The 21,839-nt window shown below is 37.8% G+C and carries 19 protein-coding genes; 11 read left to right on the forward strand and 8 right to left on the reverse strand.

Going from position 1 to position 21,839, the window contains the following annotated elements; translation table 11 throughout:
* The first annotated feature begins 170 nt into the window (after window positions 1-170).
* Window positions 171-788, forward strand: a complete 618-nt coding sequence (gene safA, locus B7E07_RS11240; protein ID WP_176215297.1) for a SafA/ExsA family spore coat assembly protein — start codon at window positions 171-173, stop codon at window positions 786-788.
* 197 nt (window positions 789-985) lie between these two features.
* Here the strand turns inward: safA and B7E07_RS11245 are convergent, their stop codons facing one another.
* Window positions 986-1,438: a cupredoxin domain-containing protein gene (locus B7E07_RS11245; protein WP_080845953.1), complete on the reverse strand. Its 453-nt coding sequence runs from the start codon at window positions 1,436-1,438 to the stop codon at window positions 986-988.
* Between the two features lie 238 nt (window positions 1,439-1,676).
* Here B7E07_RS11245 and B7E07_RS11250 point away from each other — a divergent pair, with 238 nt between their 5' ends.
* The 3 genes from B7E07_RS11250 to B7E07_RS11260 all read left to right on the forward strand — a co-directional run bounded on the left by B7E07_RS11250 (window position 1,677) and on the right by B7E07_RS11260 (window position 4,238).
* The gene (locus B7E07_RS11250; protein WP_080845954.1) at window positions 1,677-2,630 is read left to right on the forward strand and encodes a glycine-rich domain-containing protein; all 954 of its coding nucleotides are present in this window, start codon (window positions 1,677-1,679) and stop codon (window positions 2,628-2,630) included.
* 204 nt (window positions 2,631-2,834) lie between these two features.
* On the forward strand, window positions 2,835-3,983 hold the full coding sequence (locus B7E07_RS11255) for a D-alanyl-D-alanine carboxypeptidase family protein (protein ID WP_139785723.1): 1,149 nt from the start codon (window positions 2,835-2,837) through the stop codon (window positions 3,981-3,983).
* Between the two features lie 126 nt (window positions 3,984-4,109).
* The gene (locus tag B7E07_RS11260) at window positions 4,110-4,238 is read left to right on the forward strand and encodes a YuzL family protein (protein ID WP_080845956.1); all 129 of its coding nucleotides are present in this window, start codon (window positions 4,110-4,112) and stop codon (window positions 4,236-4,238) included.
* Window positions 4,239-4,276: 38 nt separating this feature from the next.
* Here B7E07_RS11260 and B7E07_RS11265 read toward each other — a convergent pair whose 3' ends face one another.
* The 4 genes from B7E07_RS11265 to B7E07_RS11280 all read right to left on the reverse strand — a co-directional run bounded on the left by B7E07_RS11265 (window position 4,277) and on the right by B7E07_RS11280 (window position 10,566).
* The gene (locus B7E07_RS11265) at window positions 4,277-5,896 is read right to left on the reverse strand and encodes an ABC-F family ATP-binding cassette domain-containing protein (protein ID WP_080845957.1); all 1,620 of its coding nucleotides are present in this window, start codon (window positions 5,894-5,896) and stop codon (window positions 4,277-4,279) included.
* Window positions 5,897-6,438: 542 nt separating this feature from the next.
* Window positions 6,439-7,038, reverse strand: coding sequence for an SCO family protein (locus B7E07_RS11270; RefSeq protein WP_080845958.1), 600 nt, complete (start codon window positions 7,036-7,038; stop codon window positions 6,439-6,441).
* 433 nt (window positions 7,039-7,471) lie between these two features.
* Complete coding sequence (locus B7E07_RS11275) at window positions 7,472-8,956, reverse strand: aldehyde dehydrogenase family protein (RefSeq protein WP_080845959.1); 1,485 nt, start codon at window positions 8,954-8,956, stop codon at window positions 7,472-7,474.
* A 392-nt stretch (window positions 8,957-9,348) separates the two neighbouring features.
* Window positions 9,349-10,566, reverse strand: a complete 1,218-nt coding sequence (locus tag B7E07_RS11280; protein ID WP_080845960.1) for a NupC/NupG family nucleoside CNT transporter — start codon at window positions 10,564-10,566, stop codon at window positions 9,349-9,351.
* A gap of 306 nt (window positions 10,567-10,872) precedes the next feature.
* On the opposite strand from B7E07_RS11280, the gene B7E07_RS11285 reads away from it, so the two are divergent.
* The 3 genes from B7E07_RS11285 (at window position 10,873) to B7E07_RS11300 (ending at window position 12,964) form a co-directional block, all read left to right on the forward strand.
* On the forward strand, window positions 10,873-12,057 hold the full coding sequence (locus B7E07_RS11285; RefSeq protein ID WP_080849171.1) for an MFS transporter: 1,185 nt from the start codon (window positions 10,873-10,875) through the stop codon (window positions 12,055-12,057).
* 433 nt (window positions 12,058-12,490) lie between these two features.
* Window positions 12,491-12,682, forward strand: a complete 192-nt coding sequence (locus B7E07_RS11295; protein ID WP_080845962.1) for a hypothetical protein — start codon at window positions 12,491-12,493, stop codon at window positions 12,680-12,682.
* 87 nt (window positions 12,683-12,769) lie between these two features.
* On the forward strand, window positions 12,770-12,964 hold the full coding sequence (locus tag B7E07_RS11300; RefSeq protein WP_176215181.1) for a cold-inducible protein YdjO-related protein: 195 nt from the start codon (window positions 12,770-12,772) through the stop codon (window positions 12,962-12,964).
* A 212-nt stretch (window positions 12,965-13,176) separates the two neighbouring features.
* On the opposite strand, the gene pepF is transcribed toward B7E07_RS11300, so the two are convergent.
* Both pepF and yhfH read right to left on the reverse strand, forming a co-directional pair.
* Window positions 13,177-14,991 carry an oligoendopeptidase F gene (gene pepF, locus B7E07_RS11305; RefSeq protein ID WP_080845964.1) on the reverse strand — a complete coding sequence of 605 codons (1,815 nt, stop codon included), beginning with the start codon at window positions 14,989-14,991 and terminating at the stop codon, window positions 13,177-13,179.
* Between the two features lie 534 nt (window positions 14,992-15,525).
* On the reverse strand, window positions 15,526-15,663 hold the full coding sequence (gene yhfH / locus B7E07_RS11310) for a protein YhfH (RefSeq protein WP_080845965.1): 138 nt from the start codon (window positions 15,661-15,663) through the stop codon (window positions 15,526-15,528).
* A 215-nt stretch (window positions 15,664-15,878) separates the two neighbouring features.
* Between yhfH and B7E07_RS11315 the strand changes: the two genes are divergently transcribed.
* On the forward strand, window positions 15,879-18,032 hold the full coding sequence (locus tag B7E07_RS11315; protein WP_080845966.1) for a PAS domain-containing protein: 2,154 nt from the start codon (window positions 15,879-15,881) through the stop codon (window positions 18,030-18,032).
* Between the two features lie 156 nt (window positions 18,033-18,188).
* Window positions 18,189-18,908, forward strand: a complete 720-nt coding sequence (locus B7E07_RS11320; protein ID WP_080845967.1) for a LysM peptidoglycan-binding and 3D domain-containing protein — start codon at window positions 18,189-18,191, stop codon at window positions 18,906-18,908.
* 630 nt (window positions 18,909-19,538) lie between these two features.
* Here the strand turns inward: B7E07_RS11320 and B7E07_RS11325 are convergent.
* Window positions 19,539-20,390 (reverse strand): hypothetical protein, encoded by an 852-nt coding sequence (locus B7E07_RS11325; RefSeq protein WP_218970416.1) that lies wholly within the window; start codon window positions 20,388-20,390, stop codon window positions 19,539-19,541.
* Between the two features lie 242 nt (window positions 20,391-20,632).
* Here B7E07_RS11325 and B7E07_RS11330 point away from each other — a divergent pair, with 242 nt between their 5' ends.
* Both B7E07_RS11330 and B7E07_RS11335 read left to right on the forward strand, forming a co-directional pair.
* Entirely contained in the window at window positions 20,633-21,211 is a 579-nt protein-coding gene (locus B7E07_RS11330) for a TerD family protein (protein ID WP_080845969.1), read from the forward strand.
* Between the two features lie 41 nt (window positions 21,212-21,252).
* Window positions 21,253-21,831 carry a TerD family protein gene (locus tag B7E07_RS11335; protein WP_080845970.1) on the forward strand — a complete coding sequence of 193 codons (579 nt, stop codon included), beginning with the start codon at window positions 21,253-21,255 and terminating at the stop codon, window positions 21,829-21,831.
* The last annotated feature ends 8 nt before the right edge of the window (window positions 21,832-21,839 follow it).

The following is a 21,839-nucleotide window of genomic DNA, read 5'->3' on the forward strand; positions in this document are numbered from 1 at the left end:
CGATGTTTACAACATGTTCGTAGTGTTAAGTGTTCATCTGTACTATATTATTAGGTGGGGAATGGTGATCTGTTATATATAGTAATCTATGGGGCGTTTTTATGAAAATAGGCAACTTCGGCAACATTTACCGCTATTTAAATAGCAATTTATCTGTTTTAATTAAGACTATGAAAAAACTACTTTTAACTTTCATGTTGTCCGTTACTCTAGTCTTTGGATTTTATAGCTCAGCATCTGCAGCATCTGTTCACAGCGTTCAGACAGGAGATACAATGTGGAAGATTGCTCTAAAATATCAGGTAGGAGTTTCTGAGATTATTAGTGCAAATCCATCTGTTTCTAATCCTAATATGATTTATCCTGGACAAAAGCTTAACATTCCAGCTTTAGCGGCTTCAACGCTAACTGTTGAAGAAGAAGTTGTACAGCTTGTAAATCAAGAAAGAGCAAAATATGGCTTAAAGCCATTAACCTCAAATTGGGAAGTTGCAAGAGTTGCAAGATACAAATCTCAGGACATGATTAATAAAAACTACTTTGATCATAATTCTCCTACGTATGGTACACCATTCCAAATGATGAAGAATTTTGGAATTACCTATAAAACGGCAGGTGAAAATATCGCGGCAGGTCAAACGACAGCACAAGCTGTTGTTAAGGCGTGGATGAATAGTGAAGGACACCGCAAAAATATTCTATCTTCAAGCTACACTCAAATTGGTGTCGGTTATGTAAAAGGCGGATCTTATGGCCACTACTGGACACAAATGTTTATTTCAAAATAAAAAATCGTTCATTAAAAAGGATGTCCAATGACTATTCAGGACATCCTTTTTTTGCATATCTAAAAACTGGGAATGAGAAGCATCGAATGATTAGGGAAAGCAGCAAATTGAAGTCAATATGTCTGTGGAAGAATCAAACTAAGCCGTTGCTTAAGTCTTGCCCATCATATAACACTTTTTAGAAATAAGCCTATTTGTTAATCTACAACAATATAAGCAATCATCGTACCATGATTTTCATGGTGAGAATGAACATCGCATACAAGCTTATATGTTCCTTCTTTAGAAAAATTCAGTGGAACGACCGTTTCTTCACCCTTTTTAACAACACCTTTAATGTCAGTTCCTTCGATATAAAAAGGATGCTCACTGCCGTTTACCCCTAAGATCTTTAAATTCACATTTTCCCCTTTTTCAAGAAAAATTGTACCAGGATCCCAGCGATAAACCTCCATTTCCTTTCCATCAGCAGTAGTAGTTGTAAATTCTCCAGTCACCATGTGGATGTCTCTAACATTCTCCCCGGCAGCAGGATTAAATGCTGTAACATTTTCAGATTTTGTGTAAATAACAGCAGCTGCACTTGCAATCACAGTTAACACGGCTAGAAACAAAAAAATGGTTCTCTTCTTTAAAACAAAAAATGTCATCCGTTTTTCTCCCCTCAAATATGTTTGTTCATTATAAAGGTATGCGTATTGTATAGGGGAACTTGTCTACTTTTCCGTTTTTTCTCAATAAAATTTTATAACCTATCTGTACCCGCGATTAGGATTAAAAATCTATAGACAAAAAGAGGGAAAAGTGTAAAAATTTAATTAAATTCATACTCTAATTGCAAGATCCATTTCATACTGATGTATACCTATAGAAAATGGGGGAGATATAATGGAATTTTTGATTGTTATTTTAATAATGGTGTTGTTTGTTGTAGGGATTACCGCTGCTAACAAATCGAAAAATCGCGGTTTGTCATTAAAGAATACACCTTTACCCGATGATTTAGGTCTGCAAATCGAAGCTGCTTTAGCTATCGAGAAAAAATTAGAGCAAACTCTGCCATTCTCATATGAAGAAAATGTGCTAAATAGAGTATTACATGAATATCCAAAAACAACTTCTTTTGAAGTGGATTGGGCTATTTATGAGTTAAAAAGATATTTTGTCATGAATGCGATATTAAAATCTGTTCCAATGTTTAGTGCTAAGGCGGATGAGGTTTGGCATGAAATGCTGATGTTTACCAGGGAATATCAGCAATTTTCCAATCAATTTTATGGTGGTTATTTGCATCACGCACCAAACCTGGATGCTGAACCAATTCCTGGGAAGCGAGCATTTTTTGACTGGGTATATATAAGTTTATTTAAAGTTGAAGAAAACAGTAAGATTATTTGGGGTGGTTTCCTTAAAAATGCAATAAAACAAGAAATTCTAGAGGATTTTTACCATCTGGATGAAAGAGCTTTATTGGATAAATATTTTAAAGCTGGCGATGAGTTTATGGATGTTAAGATGTATTTAATCCATAAAATGAAAGATGATATGATAGATGCAAAAAGGCTTAAGGACAATGGGGATGTTTTTACTCTCGACAAAGGAACATCCAATTCCCAAGTATATATGTATGCTAGTAGTGCGGTCATCTTTTACTCCCTTTATGAGCCAGACCTTTTTGAAGAGCATATGAATGAGTTGTTGCCTAAAGAAATGACGAAGGACCATTATTCCGGAGGATCCTCTTGTTCAGGTTTTGGCTGCAGCAGTTCTTCTGATTCCGATAGCGGCGGCGGGGGAGGTTCAAGCTGTTCAAGCTGTGGCGGAGGAGGCTGCAGCAGTTAAAAAATTAGTCGTTAAGTAATGGGAGTAAATTCTTAGAAACTTTCATTTTTTTCAAAAAAAGGAAGAAACATTTCATTTTATTAACAATTTTATATCAATGATAAATCACAAACAATATTTTGGTACAATCTATTATGGTTAAAGGCTAAGTATTGGATGTGTTATACTGTGAAAAAAACTTTTTGTGCTGTACTAGTATCGTTCATGATTATTACGTTTTCAAATTCAGTTTACGCAGAAACCGAGAGCATTGCAGAAGAACCAGAGAATCCAGAAATTGTTAGTGAAGCAGCTATTTTGATGGATTCTGATACGGGTGCTATACTTTATGAAAAAAATGCACAGGAAAAAATGGTTCCGGCCAGCTTAACTAAAATAGCAACAGCTATATATGCGATTGAAAACGAAGAATTAACAGATATCGTGATTGTTAGTGAATCTGCAAGAAATGTTGTTGGTACTCGTGTTTATCTCGAAGCAGGGGAACAAGTATCACTTTTGAAGCTTCTGCAGGGAATGCTCATTAACTCGGGCAATGACGCGGCATGGGCAATTGCAGAATATACAGACGGAAATATCGAGCGGTTTTCAGAACACGTAAATGAATATTTAAAAGAAAAAGTTGGAGTAAAGAATACGCATTTTACAAATCCTCATGGTTTATATGAAGAAGATCACTATACCACGGCAGAGGATTTAGCACTTATTACGAATTATGCCATGCAAAATGAAACATTTCGCCGAATTTTTGGTGAAACAGAATTACCATGGAATGGTGAGTCTTGGGATACTACCCTCTATACCCACCATTTAATGCTTTTAAGTCAGTATCCGTATGAATGGGTGACTGGCGGAAAAACCGGGTTTGTGAATGAAGCCAAGCAAACATTAGCGACCACGGCTTCTAAAGGATCCTTGAATTTAACTGCCATTACATTAAAAGCTGACTTTAAACGTGATATCTATCAAGATACAATTAAGATGTTTGATTATGGGTTTAATACGTATGTACATGATGTAATTGATCAGAATGAAGTGTATCAGGATAAAGAAAACAAGTATACAACAAACGGACAAAATATTGAAGTTACCGTTCCGTTCAATAATGAGTATAGAGAAGAATTATCAGACGATGGAGAATTACGATTTTTCAATGAGGATGGTACGTATGTGCAGTCCATTCAGCTTCACCTTAAACCATCTGAAGAGAATATATCTCAACACTTAAAAAGTGCAGCACCACCACCCCCTGAAGAGGAGCCTAGCCAGAAAAACTGGATAGTGAACTCCATATTGGCTGCCGGAATGCTGGTAATGGCCGTTTTTGGATATAGAAGAATAAGAAGCCGATAAAACAAAAATGCGAGAATTGCTTAACGAGCAGTTCTCGCATTTTTTAGTTAGAAATCTAAGAGGTATACATGTTCCAAACGAATAAAAACAGAACACTGAAGAATGATAAGTATGGAGGTGGTATGAATGGGAAAGCGAAAAAAGGATGCTTCAAAGACTGGATTAAGTTCACCTGAGGTAAAAGGACAAGGAACAACAGAAACAGAAACTGGCGTTAGTTCCTCATCAGCTCGTCATAAAAATAAAAAGCACTGAAAAAAAGAGTCAGCCTCCCTAAGCTGACTCCTTCAAAATTATTTATACATCCCCGCTACTTTCTTTTGCAATTCATGATCTTCGAGGTATTCATCATAAGTCATTTGCTTGTCAATGATTCCAGCAGGTGTTAGTTCAATAATACGGTTTGCAATGGTTTGAATAAATTGATGGTCATGAGAAGCAAAAATCATCGACCCTTTAAAATTAATTAAACCATTATTTAACGCAGTAATAGATTCTAGGTCAAGGTGATTTGTAGGCTCGTCAAGAAGCAGGACATTGGAACCGCTGAGCATCATTTTTGAAAGCATGCAGCGAACTTTTTCCCCTCCGGACAGAACTTTAGCGTTCTTCAATACTTCTTCACCAGAAAAGAGCATTCTGCCTAAGAAACCGCGCAGGAAGCTTTCACTTTGATCATTTGGTGAAAATTGACGCAGCCAATCAACTAGGTTCACATCACTATTTTCAAAATACTGCGAGTTATCACTTGGAAAATAAGATTGTGATGTAGTCACACCCCACTTATAAGTACCTTCATCAGGCTCCATTTCTCCTGCAAGGATTTTAAAGAGGGTTGTTTTTGCTAATTCGTTTGTGCCGACTAAGGCAATTTTATCGTCTTTATTCATAATAAAGCTAATGTTATCAAGTACTTTGACACCATCAATCGTTTTGCTGATTCCATCGACACGAAGAAGGTCGTTCCCAATTTCGCGGTCAGGTGTGAAACCTACAAAAGGATAACGGCGAGATGATGGTCTAATATCATCTAATGTAATTTTATCTAACAGCTTCTTACGGGAAGTAGCTTGTTTCGATTTTGACGCATTAGCACTGAAACGAGCAATAAAGTTTTGCAGTTCTTTTATTTTTTCTTCCTTCTTTTTGTTCGCATCAGAAGCCATTCTTTGTGCAAGCTGGCTAGATTCGTACCAGAAATCATAGTTCCCTACATAAATCTGAATTTTTCCGAAATCTAAATCGGCAATATGCGTACATACCTTATTTAAGAAATGACGGTCATGGGATACAACAATAACTGTATTCTCAAAATTAATTAAGAATTCTTCAAGCCATTGAATCGCTTTAATATCCAAATGGTTTGTAGGCTCGTCAAGAAGCAGCACATCTGGCTTCCCAAATAAAGCTTGAGCGAGAAGAACCTTTACCTTCTCCGAACCAGAAAGATCAGCCATTGTCTTTGTATGAAGTTCTTCTTCAATCCCTAATCCTTTTAAAAGAATTGCCGCTTCAGACTCTGCTTCCCATCCATTAAGTTCGGCGAATTCACCTTCAAGCTCAGCTGCTTTCATACCATCCTCGTCTGTAAAGTCAGCTTTCATGTAAATTGCGTCCTTCTCCTGCATAACCTCGTATAAGCGAGCATGACCCATAATGACGGTTTTTAAAACTTCGTGTTCTTCGTATTCAAAATGGTTTTGCTTCAAAACTGCCAGACGCTCGCCTGGTCCCAATGAAACCTGACCAGTTTGGGATTCAATCTCACCAGAAACAATTTTTAAAAAGGTAGATTTTCCCGCACCATTTGCTCCGATCAAACCGTAGCAGTTCCCAGGTGTAAATTTAATATTAACGTCTTCAAAAAGCTTACGATCTCCATAACGAAGACTGACATTGCTAACACTTAACATTTATTTAAATTCCTCCAAATGTACATAATCTCTAGAATTATAACATTTACAGTGCAGATTATAAAGGAATTAAGAAAATCGCGGAGAATATGTTTAAGGCAGAACGTTTATATAAACACCAGCAGGGAAAATAGAGAAAAAAGAAAAACAGAAAAAAGAACAACTTTTTTAAAATTGTTCATAGTTTTTTCATAATTATCCTGTACAATGAATTTATAAACGGCAGGTAAGAAGGAGAGTATGTCAAATGGCCAAAAAGCAGCTCGTAGAATTAGTTAATCGATTAAAAAAGTCGGGTATTAAAGTTAGCTTTACTAAGCCAAGAACTCAAGCGATTTTGTCCTTACATGCAAGTAAATCATTGCCTACTGCCTCGAATTAAACATTGTACTTGTTATTATGACAAAATGCTGGAGCTGGCTCCATTTAAGATTGGCGCCGTTGAAGTATTGTATGAAGTGGCGCCTTGTGATCTACATAATAAATGATAAATAAAAAAGCGAGTGCATAAGCATTCGCTTTTTTACTGTTATAGCATCAAATTAAATTTCTTTCATAATTTTTGTGTATACATCTTCTTTGCTGAATTCTTCGCCCATTGGAAATTTCTTTAGATAGCGGTTATTTTCATCTAAGAGATAGACAAAGGTGCTATGAACAAAGAAACCATCTCCTGGATCTCGATATTGAAATTTGAAGGTGTTTGCCAGATCAAGTATTTCTTGCTGATCTTGCTTCATATCTTCCTGATCACCAGTAAGCATAATCCAGTTTCCATCATCTTCAATTTCAAAGGTATTCATATAATTTTTCATTATTTCAGGTGTGTCACGATAGGGGTCAATCGTAATGGTAAGAAACTGAACATTTTCCCCAAATACACCTTCTTTTTGTAAGTCACTTTTCAATAAATTCATTTTTTGCGTAGTTGTCGGACAAATATCAGGACAATGAGTATACATGAATTCCACTAGCTTTAATTTCTTATCCGACTGGGCAAAATCATATGTTTCTCCATTCATGGTCACAAGGGTTGTGTTTTCTGGAATTGTCGCCATATGATCGCGAATGATAAAAAATGAAATGCCCGCAGTAATGCCCACTGCTACAATTAAGCTGCAAATAATATAGATCTTTCTCATTCTTTCCCCTCCCACTATTAAGATAATGAATACCGTAAAAAATTCCTATGGATAATATGTGAACACGCTAATAAAGTGACAATTGTGTGAAAAGTCACTTTGTTTATATAGGTAGAGGGCAGATAAAAACAAAAGAGACTCGGACAAATGTCATGGTTTGGTATTTAACCAAGCCCGTTCCACCAGCGCTGCGGATCCTGTTTTTTCGTGGGATCAAAAGCTGAGCCTTCTCGTCGCTACGCGCTCCTGCGGGGTCTCACCTTTTCCTCTATTACCCACAGGAGTCGAGTGTTCTCCGCTTCATTTCACTCGTGTTTAAAAAGTGAAATTTCTAAAATAACAAATAAAACCAAATGATTAGAAAGTTTTCACTTACTAACCATTCGGTTCTATTTTCGTGTTAAATTTGTATGTCCAGTCTCTTTGTCTTAAATCAATTCATGTTAATCCATACACTTTTGACTTCTGTGTAATTATCCAGTGCATAGGAGCCCATTTCACGTCCCATACCGGATTGTTTATAGCCGCCAAATGGAGATGCAGCATCAAAAACATTGTAGCAATTTACCCAGACTGTACCAGCACGCAAGCGGTTTGCAATATAATGACCGTTCTTAATATCCTGCGTCCAAACGCCAGCTGCTAGACCGTACTCGCTCTTATTGGCTCGAGCAATTAATTCATCTAAGTCATCGTAAGGCATGGCCGAAATGACTGGTCCAAAAATTTCTTCTTTTGCAATAGTCATATCATCATGAACATTAGCAAAAATAGTAGGGGAGACAAAATATCCTTCTTCCTGCGGTTTATTTCCTCCAACGACTAGCTCAGCACCTTCATTGAGGCCGTTTTCAATATAACCTAGCACACGTTTTTGCTGCTCAGTGGAAACGAGCGGTCCAATTTCCGTGTCACTATGCAAGCCGGCCCCTTGTTTAATGGATTGAGCATGACTGACCATATCAGAAACGACATTATCGTAATGTTTCTTTTGAATAAATACACGAGAGCCTGCGCAGCATACTTGTCCCTGATTAAACATAACACCATTTAAAGCACCAGGTACTGCTTTCGTTAAATCTGCATCAGGTAAAATAATATTCGGTGATTTGCCTCCAAGTTCCAGCGTTACTCGTTTTAGAGTTTTTGAGGCGTTTTTCATAATCATCTTACCTACTTCAGTTGACCCTGTAAAAGCAATCTTATCAACAAGAGGATGGTCAACGAGCGGCTGTCCGGCTGTTTCGCCAAAACCAGGAACAATATTTATAGCGCCTTCAGGGAATCCAGCTTCATCGATTAATTCAGCCAGATACAAAGCAGATAAAGGCGTTTGTTCAGCAGGCTTCAATACGACCGCACATCCTGTTGCTAATGCTGCACCGAGCTTCCACATTGCCATCAGAAGAGGGAAGTTCCATGGAATAATTTGGCCAACCACGCCTACAGCTTCATGCCGTGTGTAATTAAAATAAGGACCGTTGACTGGGATGGTTTGTCCTGTGATTTTGGTAGCCCAGCCAGCATAATAGCGCATATGTTCTATGGCGAGCGGAATATCTGCTGCAGAAGTCTCCCGAATCGGTTTGCCATTATCAAGTGTTTCTAATTGGGCAAGTTCTTCACTGTTTTCTTCCATTAAATCGGCCAGTTTATACATAAGCCGGCTTCGATCTGCAGCTGTCAGCTTCGACCAGTGACCTTCATCAAACGCTTTTCGGGCAGCTTTAACTGCCAGATCAATATCTTCTGCAGTAGCTCCATAAACATGAGCAAGAACTTCACCTGTTGCAGGATTAAATGTTTCAAAGGTTTTCTGTAATTTGCTATCAACAAATTGTCCGTTAATATAAAGCTGCTTTTTACCATTTAAAAACCTTTCAACCTTTTCTTTTAATGCTGACGTTAATTGACTCATCTACTATTCCTCCTTAAATATGGTAAGATAGGGTAAATCGCCAATAGGAAAACGCTTACAAATTAAGGTTAACACCAACACTAGTAAACTTTCAATCATAAATAGAAGAAAAATTCTGATAAATTTAGACAAAATCTACTTTTCATAAATAGATTACGAATAAGAGGGAGGACGCACAAACGAAAATAACCATGCTAAGAGAAGTAGGAGCTTAATATAATATGATATTCTAAAACAAAAATATTCAATATCAAGGTTTGGGGATATATCCAATTAAAAAGAGATATTTTATAATAATCAAATAAAAAATCGAATGATTAGAAGAATTAACTTCCTAACCATTCGATTCTGTTTCCATGTAAAATGCTTGTAAGTAAGCCACACTTACTTTATTAAAATAGCATACCTGCAATTGCAGCACTTAATAGGGAAGCGAGAGCTCCAGCAATAACAGCTTTTAGACCAAGTTTTGCAATATCATTTCTTCTGTCAGGAGCCAGGTTTCCAAGACCGCCAAGTAAGATGGCCATAGATGAAATATTAGCAAAACCGCAAAGAGCAAAACTGATGACAACAGCTGTTTTTTCTGAAAAATCTCCTATTACAGGTGCAAAATCCGAATAAGCAACAAATTCATTTAACACAAGTTTTTGTCCAATAAAACCACCGGCCTGTACAGCTTCAGACCATGGAACGCCAATGGCAAATGCCAGAGGTGAGAACAAATAGCCCAGCAGCATTTCTAATGTCAGGTCTTCGAAACCGAATAGACCGCCTACAAATCCAAACAAGCCATTAATTAACGCTACTAAAGCAATAAATGCTAATAGCATAGCTCCGATATTTAAAGCAAGCTGAAGACCGACACTTGCTCCTTTAGCCGCTGCATCTACAACATTTACAGAATCAGTATCTTTTTCGATTGTAATGTCATCTGTTGTTTCGGATTTCTCGGTTTCAGGAATCATAATTTTTGCCATGATCAAACCAGCAGGTGCGGCCATGAAGCTGGCTGCCAATAAATATTCTAAAGGAACACCTAGCAGTGAATAACCAATTAACACTGAACCAGCTACAGATGCAAGCCCACCAGTCATGACAGCAAATAGCTCCGATTTTGTCATCCGATTAATAAATGGACGAACGATTAAAGGAGCTTCTGTTTGTCCGACAAAGATATTGGCAGCTGCTGAAATAGATTCTGCCTTACTGGTGCCGAGCAATTTAGCAAGTCCGCCTCCAATAAATTTAATCACCACTTGCATAATCCCCGTATAATAAAGGACCGAAATGAGTGATGAAAAGAAAATCACAACCGGAAGAACTTGAAACGCAAAAACGGATCCAATATTCGTTCCTTCTTGAAAGAAACCGCCAAAAAGAAAGTTTATCCCTTCATTCGCATAACCCACAATATCATTCACTACAAAGGTTACTTTTTCAAGGGCAGCTTTACCTAAATCCCATTTAAGGACAAGAAAGGCAAATATAAATTGAATGAGAAGGCCGCCGATGATCGTTCTTATATTGATTGCTTTCCGATTATCTGATAAAAGAAAAGCGATCATGAAAATCGTAAAAATACCAAACAATCCCCAAATAATATTCATTAATAAACACCTCATTTGATAAATTCTAGCTGTCATTTTTACATGCAGGTTATTTGAAAACGGTTCCTTTAAGAACAGACGTCTGACATCCAACATGTTCGTTTTATATTGTAACATGAATCCGTTTTCAGTAAAGGGTTAATTTTAATTTTCTTTAAGACTCATATATAAAGTTTATTAACTTGCATGACCTAAACAGAGAAAATTGATATATATTAGGAATTACCTATCAAAAAATGCTAAAATATACTTTATGCTTGTTTGAAGAATCAAAAGATGACAAATATGAAAGCTACAGAAATGGTGATTTATATGACATCAATAAAGAAAACAATTTTAACCATGCAAGGATTTTACTTGCTTACTTTTTTTGCAGTAGGCAGCATGATGCCGCTGTTAAGTGTTTATTTGAGTGAAGCTGAAAACTTAAATGGATATCAAATTGGCATCATTATGTCGATTAACCCCGTTGTTATGATCTTTTTTCAGCCTTTATGGGGCATGATCTCTGATAAAACAAATTCTCCTATTAAAATTCTCACGTTTACTACCTTTATTGCAGGAACTTTAGCTTTAGGATATTTAGCGTTTAGCGGATATTCTGCCATCTTCTTTATCGCTGTTCTTGTAGCCATTTTTCAGAGTGCAATTATCCCAGTCTCGGATAGTATTTCGATTAGTTATACGAGTAAAGTCCAATACAATTACGGAAATATCCGCCTATTCGGTTCATTAGGGTTTGGTCTCGCAGTCTTTATAATGGGGAGACTTTCAGAATGGAATAACCAGGTTATCTTTATTTCGTTCTTTTTAGCGCTAGTGCTTGCCTCTATTTTGGCGTGGCGAATGCCCTCAGAAAAAAAGAAACAAAAGCCAAATCTTTTGCTTGGTGTTAAAGATATTCTTACGATGAAAAAGTTTTTGCTGTTCCTTCTTGTTACATTTCTGATTTTCGGCCCTAATCTTGCTAATAATACGTATTTTGGTCTCTTTATAGAAGGAAGCGGTGGGACCTATACGGGCATAGGGGTTGCTTTTTTAATTGCGGTTTTATCAGAAGCACCATTTATGAAAGCTGCTAATGGTCTCATTCAAAGACTGGGTTTGCTGAACATTATGCTGCTGGCCTCATGTGTTTCGTTGATAAGGTGGGTTCTTTATTTTACAGAGCCAAGTTTATGGATTGTTTATTCAACCGCTGTTTTTCAGGGGATATCAATTGGTCTATTCATTCCAGCCGCCCTTCAATATTTAAGAGAAATTACGCCTACACACATTACTGCTACGGCTATAACCCTGTATTCGGCAATAGGCAATGGACTTGGCAACTGGTTTTGTACGTTTTTTGGCGGGATCATTTTCGAGGAGTTCAGTATTTTTCATGTGTACCTTTTCTACGCGATTTTAGCAGCGCTTGGAGTCATCCTGACCATAAGTCTAATCCAAATGCAAAAAACAGAACAAAAGAAATCGATCGCAACTACAGGCTAAGCAAAGAGACTGGGACAAAACTATTTAACAAAACCACAGAACCGAATGATTAAGAAGTGAATCTTTCTAATCATCCGGTTTTTAATTTGTATTTAACATTTAATATTTTCTAAACATGAGTGAAATGGAGCGGAGGATCCTCGACTCCTGTGGGCAATAGAGGAAAAGGTGAGACCCCGCAGGAGCTTGCTCCGAGGAGGCTCAGCTTCCTCCCCACGGAAAGCGAGGGTCCGCAGCGCAATGGAACGGGCTTGTGGAAAAACACAAAACTTGAAAAAATGTTTAATGCTTTGGACAGGACCAAGCTATTTGTGTGGCATGAATTTTTCCTTTGCTCACCTTTCTTCAAATATGGGAGGGCTTTTTTGAACGCTTCCTGTATGTTCTTGGAAATTATGTTTAACAATAGAGGAGGAAGGGAGGGTTTTTATTCATGCAAGAAGAAAAAATTCCGATGAAGGAAGTCTTACATGTAGAAACAGATGTGTATGTTCCGTTTGATGATTATTCATCAGGATTAATTGGCGAGGAAACAATGTCATATCCGCCACATGAAGATGAAGTCTCACAAGGCTATGTGGAAGAAGTCGATATTTCGATTTCTGTGAATGGGAAGCAGATTTAAAAAAGAAGGAAATAAAAAATAGCAAAAAAAGGATTTTTATCATAAATTCCCCTTGTTTGTCCATACTAAGCAATAAAAGGGGGCGTTATGGTGTTCTTCAACAGAAAAGGCCAAGATGATACACCTGAAGTAGTTATGCTGGATACGGAAGTCTATTCATGCAGTACAGAAAGCTGTAATGGCTGGATGCGTAAGGATTTTGCATCTGCTGATTTAAAATGTCCATTATGTGGAAATGAGACAACGGCTGAAATCAGAGAGCTGCCAGCTATTCAAAACTAAGGAATGACTAATTCTGCCTACTGAGTATAGCTGCAGACAATACTTGTAAAATGTATTGCGATCCGCTAATTTAACTTTTTATAAAGTGTAAAAAACCCTCTCCAAAGGTGGAGAGGGTTTTTTTCGCTTTCATTTTAAGCATACTCAAGTCAGCTGCTCAAATAAGCGTATTGATGTAAAATAAAGACTTTCCAACTGGCGTTGCTGGATAGTTATTGGAAACTATCCTCTAATTCCTGGATTAGAGTACCAACATAGTGTACGGCACTCTTAATCGGCTCTGGCTGAGACATATCAATGCCAGCCATTTGAAGAAGATCTAATGGTTTCTTTGTACCGCCGGCTTTTAATACGTTTAACCAGCTTTCTACAGCTTCAGTTCCATTTTCCTGAATTTTAATCGCCATTGCGGTTGAAGCTGTTAATCCTGCAGAATAGGTATAAGGATATAATCCCATATAATAATGAGGCTGTCTCATCCATGTCAAGCTAGCATCATCATCAATGATCACTTCATCTCCCCAGAACGAAGACAAAACTTCTTTCTTTTCTGCACATAGCTTAGCAGCAGTTAACGGAATGCCTTTCTCAGCTAAATCGTAAACCCTGCGCTGGAAGGCTCCTTCTAATAGGTGGGTAACAAAGTTGTGATAATACGTACCGAGAAGCTGCAGAATAACCCATCTCTTCATTTTTACATCATTCGTATTTGACATTAAATGCTGTGCCAGCAGGAGTTCATTTAATGTTGAAGGCGCCTCTACAAAGTAAGTTGAAGGTCTCGTATTCATGACCCGCTGCTCTTTATTTGCCAAGTAAAAATGTCCAGCATGCCCAAGTTCATGAGCAAGAACAAATGCTCCACGCATTGTATCAGTCCAGGTCATGAGAATATAGGGATGTGCTCCATATGGACTTGAGCAGAAGGCACCTGTTGATTTTCCAATATTATCAGATAAATCAACCCATCGGTCTGTTAATCCTTTTTTCATGATTTCGCTGTATTCAGGTCCCATTACCTTTAGAGATTCCAGTATTGTATCGCAAGCTTCTTCATAGGTTGTATTTGGGTTGAAATCCGGATCAAGCGGTGCTTTTAAATCGGCAAAATGCATTTCATCAAGTCCGAGAATCCTTTTTTTAAGACTTGCAAACTTTCTCATATGAGGAGCAAGTTCTGTTTGTATGATGTCAAGTTGGTTATGATACATTTCTTCCGTTACATTCTGAGGATCTAATAGCATCTGTGTGACAGACTCATATCCTCGTAACTTTGAAAGTGCAACCTGTTTTTTAACTTCGGCTGAATAAGTTGCTGCAAATGTATTTTTATAGTGATGCAGAGTTGAAGAAAACGATTTAAAGGCATTTCTCCTCACATCTGCTTTCGGTGAAAATTCATATTTATCTTCAAAAAGAGCAAATGAATTTTGCAGCACATTGCCGTCTTCGTCAGTAAAATCTTCAAACGGCATGTCAACTAGCTTGGCTGCGTTATAGATTCTGTATGGAGATCCATGAACCTCACCAAGAGAAGCTAATGCTTCTTCAGTTTCTGGGGATAGACGGTGCTTTTTAGAATCAAGCAAGTCAGTTAAATAACGGGCAAAAGGAGCAAATCTTTCTTCGTTTTGAAGGATTTCTTCCACTTTTCCATCTGGAAAAAGAAGAATTTCAGACTCAATGAATGAAAGACTAGCATTTACTTGTGCCTGCAAAGAGGCGATTACAGAAGAATCAGCTTGGTTTTCCGGATCCGTTCCATCGCCGGATTGCTTAAGTGATGCATATGTAAAAGCTTGTATGCCTGAAATAAGTAATTTTTCGTAAGATAGCAGGCATTCATATAATGTATCACTGCTTTCATTTAGTTTGCCTTTATATGAAGTGATTTCCGGTAAGGAATTCTCAATCGCTGTTATAGCCTTTTGCCAGCTCTCATGAGAAGAAAATAAAGCAGTTAAATCCCAAGTTAACTTTTCAGGCACTTCAGATCGGTGCAGTCTTTTCGTTACAGTTTGTTCCATTCTAATCCTCCTAAAAGGTTTTATTTCGATTCTCTAACTATTATACACAAAGTAGCGATAATTTTATAGAGTTTTCTAAATAATCAAATATGAAAGAGGCTGGAACAAAACAAAATGAATTTTTCTAAAACACGAATGTTCAATATCTTGGTTTGGGTAATTAAACAAGTCCGTTCCACCTGCGCTCCGGACCCTCGCTTTCCGTAGGGAGGAAGCTGAGCCTACTCGGAGCAAAGCTCCTGCGGGGTCTCACCTTTTCCTCTATTGCCCACAGGAGTCGAGTGTCCTCCGCTCCATTTCACTCATATTAATAAAATATATTTTATAATCATAAAAAAAACCGAATGATTAGAAAGATAACTTCCTAACCATTCAGTTCTATGAGTGTGTTAAATACTTATATCCGAGCCTCGAAGTATACTGTTCCTGCTTTATATGGACAAGTAAACAAGTTTTTAAAATAAATGAATGGTTCAGCCTGCAAAATGAAAAGTAGACATGGGAACTAGTATAGAGCAACTAATAAAAATAGATTCATTTTTTGATATTGTCAGACGAGCAGTCCTGGCATTCCATTAAATAGGACTCAGCTTGTTCTGAAAATGTGTGGCCGCAATTAGGACATTGTTTCTTAGGCAGGTTTCGAAAGAATTCAACTGGGCTTTGAATCATTAATATCGCTCCTTTTTTATAATACAGTTATTTTAATTAATTACTGTTATGATACAGTATACTGTATTTCAAAACGGTTGTGTAGGTTTTTTTCTTATTTTTAAAAAATTATTTTTGAGCTGAGTATGGCTTTTGGAAAATCCTCTTCCATCTAGAATGTGTTTCCATTACAATCAATATTGAAAGCTTATAAAAAGGAGTGCTGAACAAATTTAATGAATGAAATGGTTTCCTTCAGCCCAATTTTAATATTAGTAGCCATTGGTCTTACCTTTATGGCAACATATACAGCTCTAGACTTATTCAGTTTAATACACTCAAAGGAAAGCAATAGAAAGTTCTTATTTATAGGTGGAACGTTTTCATTAGGAATTGGTATTTGGCTGATGAATTTTATAGGAATGCTTGCCTTTAATATAGAAGGTTCAGGCAATTATCATATGATCTTTATCTTTTTATCAATGGTGTCCGGTATTTGTTTTACCGGCTTGGCATTCTTGAATATCATTAATAAAAAAATGACTTACTATAGAATTCTGATCGGAGGGTTCTTTTTAACACTGGCTGTATTAGCCATTCATGTAACAGGGATGTTTGCGATCGGAAAGTTAATTACGTTTCATCCGATTCTTTTGGTGATCTCAGTACTCTTAATCTTCTTATCTTTTTCATTTTCACTTTGGCTTATGTTTTTCAAAAAGCCTGTTTCTAAAAGGTACCACAGCTGGTTAAAACCGGTTAGTGCCTTCATTATGACAGGTGCCAATATAGAAGGATATCTGCTCCTTATCCGAGCATCTTCTGTACAATCAGCGTTTCAGCCATCAGAAAACATGGACCCTAGTTCTTATGCCATTTATTTGCTTGCATTTGTAGGGTTTGTCATTCTAGGTGGCGTGGTAGGTTCGAGCAGTGTGACCAACCGAAAACTTTCAGCTAGTGATCACCTTCTGGCAGATATTCAATCTGCTTTGGATAAATCATCAATTGTAGCTATAACAGATCCAAAAGGCGTTATCACATATGTAAATGACAAATTTGTTGAGATTTCTAAATATTCACGTGAAGAATTGATTGGCAAGACGCATCGTATCCTTAATTCTGATTATCATCCATCATCTTTTTTTGAAGAGATGTGGAAAACGATTTCTTCAGGTGGTACGTGGAGAGGAGAAATTAAGAATAAGGCGAAGGATGGAAGTATGTATTGGGTTGAAACAACGATTGTTCCTTTTCTAAATTCAAAAGGGAACATATACCAATATGTAGCAATACGCACAGATATTACGCCTTTAAAAACAGCAGAGATTGATCTTAAAGAGAGTTTAAAAGAAGTTAGTGATATTACGTTCGCCTTAAATCAATCTTCCATTGTGGCATTTACCGACGCTCGGGGCAGGATTACTTCCGTGAATGACAAGCTTTGTGAAATATCAAAGTACTCAAGGGAAGAGCTAATTGGAGAAGATCATTCTATATTAAACTCAGGCTATCATACCCGCTCATTCTTTAAAGATCTTTGGGCAGTTATAGGAAACGGAGATGTTTGGAAAGGTGAAATTCGAAACCGGGCAAAGGATGGAAGCTACTATTGGGTAGATACCACGATTGTTCCCTTTCTCAATGATGCAGGAAAGCCATATCAGTATTTAGCGATCCGCAATGATATAACAGAAAGAAAGCATTCAGAGGAGTTATTGCATAGACAGGATAAACTGGCAGCGGTAGGACAGCTGGCAGCAGGGGTCGCCCATGAAATCCGTAATCCGCTTACTTCTATGAAAGGGTATGCTGAGTTTCTTTTATTGGATGAACAAAATGAAGAACGCAGAGAGTTTATTGATATCATTTTAGATGAAATTGATCGTGTAGATACAATTGTGGAGGATTTTATGGTGCTGGCAAAGCCCAAAGCCATTCAACTGGAAGAGAAAAACATCATTCCCATTATTGAAAATGTTATTTCTTTACTTGAATTTGAAGCGAGAAAGAGAAATGTAGCGATTCATTTTGAGCCAGAACAGCCTATTATCCAAATAGAATGTGATGAAAATCGTTTGAAGCAAGTATTTTTAAACTTTATTAAAAACGGAATTGAAGCGATGCCTGATGGTGGTAAGATTAATATAACAATTGAAAATATCAATGACAAAATAACAATAGCTATTCAAGATACTGGTGTTGGAATTCCCGAGGATAAACTAAAAAAGATTGGCGATCCTTTTTATACAACGAAAAAAAACGGGAATGGACTAGGCTTGATGGTTAGCTTTAAAATTATAGAAAGTCATAATGGCAAGGTGTATATTGAGAGTGAGTTGAACAAAGGTACCATCTTTAATATTGTCCTTCCAGCCAAAATTGCTTAGTTGCGTATTTTTTGAATTATCAAACGATTCGTCATCTGCCTGTTATGTTTCTGTTATAACTGTAACTGTATTATAAAGCGGCTGTTCTTTTTATGAGCGATTTTCATGATATGATTAATCCCGTTAGCGAATACAAGCTATACGAGGAGGTACAACATGAAAAAATCATTCGTAACTATGGCAGCCGCAGCTGTTTTCTTTAGTACAGCAGGTGCAGCCGTTCAAGCAGAAGAAGTGACTGTTCAAAAAGGAGATACACTTTGGAAGCTTGCAGGACAATATGATGTCAGCGTTGAGCAAATAAAAGATTGGAATGAGCTGCCATCAGATCACATCGTCGTTAATCAAGTTTTGGATATTCATAGAGAGAAAGAACATACAGTCTCAAAAGGAGATACACTTTGGAGCATTGCCAAAGCCAATCAAGTAACTGTGGAACAATTACAGAATTGGAATCACATTACCGGAGACATCATTGTGCTAGGGCAAAAAATCGTTATTTACCCGACATCACGATCTGAAGATCACACAGCAACAGTTGAAACTGCTGCACCACAGAACGTAAGCACAGCAAAGCAGAATGCGGTGACAGAACTGACTGTTGAAGCAACTGCTTATACGGCAAGCTGCGAAGGCTGTTCTGGTACGACAGCAACAGGCATTAATTTAATAGAAAATCCGAATCAAAAGGTAATCGCCGTTGATCCTTCCGTTATTCCGCTTGGAAGCAGGGTTTATGTTGAAGGCTATGGAGAAGCAATTGCTGCTGATACCGGCGGAGCGATAAAAGGAAAGAAAATTGATTTATTCATGCCCGAAAAGCAGGATGCAATCAACTGGGGAAGAAAAACAGTCAATGTGAAAATCATAAATTAAACGGATACATAGTTTGTAAAAGCTAATGTTTAGAAGTTTGATAGAAATGCCCAATGCTCATTTATTGTCTGAGCATTGGGCATTTTTTTGTCGTCCCTGGGCAAGCGCCTTCCGCTTTTCTATGTGTCTAGCTCCAGGCGCTAGGGACTCGAGGTCTTAAGCTGATCCAGTCAAAAGGTTAAAGAGTAACCTTTCACCTGGCTCATCTTAAGCTTGTCGTCCCTGGGCAAGCGCCTTCTGCTTTTCTATGTGTCTAGCTCCAGCGCCTAGCCCCTCGAGGTCTTAAGTCAATCTGTCCAGAAGGTTAAAGAGCAACCTTCTAGCCATCTTGTCTTAAGCTTGGGGCTCACAGGATGTGAGTTGTGCAGACGTTGCCACAGGAGGTGGCGGTTTTAGTCTGCGTTTCTTAATTTGAGCAAGGCGCTTCCGCTTTTCTATGTGTCTAGCTCCAGCACCTAGCCCCTCGAGGTCTTAAGTCAATCTGTCCAGAAGGTTAAAGAGCAACCTTCTAGCCATCTTGTCTTAAGCTTGGGGCTCACAGGATGTGAGTTGTGCAGACGTTGCCACAGGACGTGGCGGTTTTAGTCTGCGTTCCTTAATTTGAGCAAGGCGCTTCCGCTTTTCTTGCTCCTATAATTTTTTTTGGTTTTCTTCTTTGTTTTCAGTTTCTTGTTTAAGGAAAAAGCTTTGTACGGGTTTGGCAAGAAGTTTGAAGTGTGTTTCAAATTTTTCGGAAAGATGAGAAGATCTTTCATAAATGGCGGATTTAAGAGAATCGAGCTGACGCATGATTTTATCTGTTAAAGCTTCCTGCTGGTCTAGTCTTTCCATCACAGTTGTATGAAAGACTTCTTGGACATCCATTTTGCGCTCTAATTCTTCGTTCACAAATTCCTGTGCTGTCATTTTTTCCGTCATCTGTTCCGAAAACGTTTCTAAGACATCCAGTTTACGTGTTAAGGCTTGTGTAGATGCATCCTGATAGTTTAGCTGATTTAGCATTTCCTTTTGCACGATTTCTTCTTCCTCAAGCACTTTCACAATTTTTTTATGATCTTCTTCTAAGGAAGTTAACCGTTCCATAATTTTAGCATTATAATGTTCCTGCTTTTCTGTAAAGAGCACCAATTGAGATAAAAAAGCATCCTGGTTTTGCAAATGCACTACTACCTGTTCATATTGCTCCTGATGAGTGTTTTTTAATGCAAGAACTTGATGATTCATGGCATGGTAAGTGGATGATAATTGATCCTCCATACTTCGATTCTGATCGGTAAGCTGTTCATTTATATCAGCCTGCTGTTTCAAGAGATCCTGCAGATAATTAAGGCGATAAGAAACTTGGTTATTATGACTTGGATGCTGTTCTGCTTGTGTAAATAGTTTTAAAGATCCTCCTTGATTTTCTTTATTTAACAAAATAACCACTCCAATTAGCTTTATATTCCTGTTGTTAGTTGTCAGTATATGTATTTGCCCCAAACTATGTGGCAAAAATAGGCAGATCCCCATCTAATAGACAGAATTTTGCAGTTTTACAACCATATCTGTTTACTGGATAGATGATAACGTTTAAACTAATAGTGTACATATGTATCAAAAGACTGCACACTTGAGGAATCTGTTACAATGCTTAGCATCTTGGTGCTTTCGTGAATTAAAACAGTCTGCAAGAAGGTCTTTGAATTTAACATTTTATTTATAACAATGAAGGGATGATTTAAATGGCGATTTCATTATCAAAAGGACAAAAGGTTGATTTAACAAAAACGAACCCGGGACTATCAAAAGTAATTGTAGGTCTTGGCTGGGATACAAACAAATACGATGGAGGAAATGACTTCGACTTAGACGCAAGTGTGTTTCTTCTTGATGCTTCAAACAAATGTGCTTCTGAAAAAGATTTTATTTTCTATAATCAGCTTGAAGGCGGAGCTGGCTCTGTCGTTCATACGGGGGACAACCGTACTGGAGAAGGGGATGGAGACGACGAGCAAGTAAAAGTTAATTTATCAGCTGTACCAGCTGGCATCGAAAAAATCTCTTTTGTCATTACCATTCATGATGGAGAAAACCGCGGTCAAAATTTTGGACAAGTTTCCAACGCTTTTGTTCGTATCGTGAATGAAGAATCTAATGAAGAAATTATCCGTTATGATTTAGGAGAAGACTTCTCGATTGAAACAGCTATTGTTGTGGGTGAATTATATCGTCATGGGGGCGAATGGAAGTTCTCTGCAGTAGGTTCAGGCTACCAAGGCGGACTTGCACGCATAGCTACTGACTTCGGTCTGCAGGTTTAATTATTTTTAATAAACATGTGTAAGGAGGCGGCTTAGGGAAGATGGGTATACAGCTTTCAAAAGGACAGAGAATAGACTTAACAAAAACAAATCCTGGCTTAGTAAAAGCACTTATTGGTTTAGGCTGGGATACAAATAAGTACCAAGGCGGTCAGGATTTTGACCTTGATGCATCTGCTTTTCTAGTTGATGCTCAAAATAAATGTGTAAATGATCATGATTTTATCTTTTATAATAACCTCCAGCATCCAAGCGGCGCCGTCATTCATACCGGCGATAACCGCACAGGTGAAGGAGATGGAGATGATGAGCAGCTGATCGTTGATTTTTCAGCTATTCCTTCCTATGTGGACCGAATCGGAATTACCGTTACCGTTCATGATGCAGAACTAAGAAAACAAAACTTCGGGCAAGTCTCAAATGCATTTGTTCGATTAGTTGACGAAGCAACGGGTCAAGAATTGCTCCGTTTTGACTTAGGCGAGGATTTCTCGATTGAAACGGCAGTGGTTGTGTGTGAATTATACCGCCACGGGAACGATTGGAAATTCAATGCTGTTGGCAGCGGCTTCTCTGGCGGTCTTGCCTCACTTTGCAAAAACTATGGATTGCAAGTATAATATGGTAT

Source organism: Cytobacillus gottheilii (genome assembly GCF_900166665.1).
Lineage (GTDB): Bacteria > Bacillota > Bacilli > Bacillales > Cytobacillaceae > Cytobacillus > Cytobacillus gottheilii_A.

Excerpts from the sequence above, each read along its gene's own strand:
- safA (WP_176215297.1), top strand. The coding sequence starts at position 171 with ATGAAAAAACTACTTTTAACTTTCATGTTGTCCGTTACTCTAGTCTTT.
- B7E07_RS11245 (WP_080845953.1), bottom strand. The coding sequence starts at position 1,438 with ATGACATTTTTTGTTTTAAAGAAGAGAACCATTTTTTTGTTTCTAGCC.
- B7E07_RS11250 (WP_080845954.1), top strand. The coding sequence starts at position 1,677 with ATGGAATTTTTGATTGTTATTTTAATAATGGTGTTGTTTGTTGTAGGG.
- B7E07_RS11255 (WP_139785723.1), top strand. The coding sequence starts at position 2,835 with ATGATTATTACGTTTTCAAATTCAGTTTACGCAGAAACCGAGAGCATT.
- B7E07_RS11260 (WP_080845956.1), top strand. The coding sequence starts at position 4,110 with ATGGGAAAGCGAAAAAAGGATGCTTCAAAGACTGGATTAAGTTCACCT.
- B7E07_RS11265 (WP_080845957.1), bottom strand. The coding sequence starts at position 5,896 with ATGTTAAGTGTTAGCAATGTCAGTCTTCGTTATGGAGATCGTAAGCTT.
- B7E07_RS11270 (WP_080845958.1), bottom strand. The coding sequence starts at position 7,038 with ATGAGAAAGATCTATATTATTTGCAGCTTAATTGTAGCAGTGGGCATT.
- B7E07_RS11275 (WP_080845959.1), bottom strand. The coding sequence starts at position 8,956 with ATGAGTCAATTAACGTCAGCATTAAAAGAAAAGGTTGAAAGGTTTTTA.
- B7E07_RS11280 (WP_080845960.1), bottom strand. The coding sequence starts at position 10,566 with ATGAATATTATTTGGGGATTGTTTGGTATTTTTACGATTTTCATGATC.
- B7E07_RS11295 (WP_080845962.1), top strand. The coding sequence starts at position 12,491 with ATGCAAGAAGAAAAAATTCCGATGAAGGAAGTCTTACATGTAGAAACA.
- B7E07_RS11300 (WP_176215181.1), top strand. The coding sequence starts at position 12,770 with ATGGTGTTCTTCAACAGAAAAGGCCAAGATGATACACCTGAAGTAGTT.
- pepF (WP_080845964.1), bottom strand. The coding sequence starts at position 14,991 with ATGGAACAAACTGTAACGAAAAGACTGCACCGATCTGAAGTGCCTGAA.
- yhfH (WP_080845965.1), bottom strand. The coding sequence starts at position 15,663 with ATGATTCAAAGCCCAGTTGAATTCTTTCGAAACCTGCCTAAGAAACAA.
- B7E07_RS11315 (WP_080845966.1), top strand. The coding sequence starts at position 15,879 with ATGAATGAAATGGTTTCCTTCAGCCCAATTTTAATATTAGTAGCCATT.
- B7E07_RS11320 (WP_080845967.1), top strand. The coding sequence starts at position 18,189 with ATGAAAAAATCATTCGTAACTATGGCAGCCGCAGCTGTTTTCTTTAGT.
- B7E07_RS11330 (WP_080845969.1), top strand. The coding sequence starts at position 20,633 with ATGGCGATTTCATTATCAAAAGGACAAAAGGTTGATTTAACAAAAACG.
- B7E07_RS11335 (WP_080845970.1), top strand. The coding sequence starts at position 21,253 with ATGGGTATACAGCTTTCAAAAGGACAGAGAATAGACTTAACAAAAACA.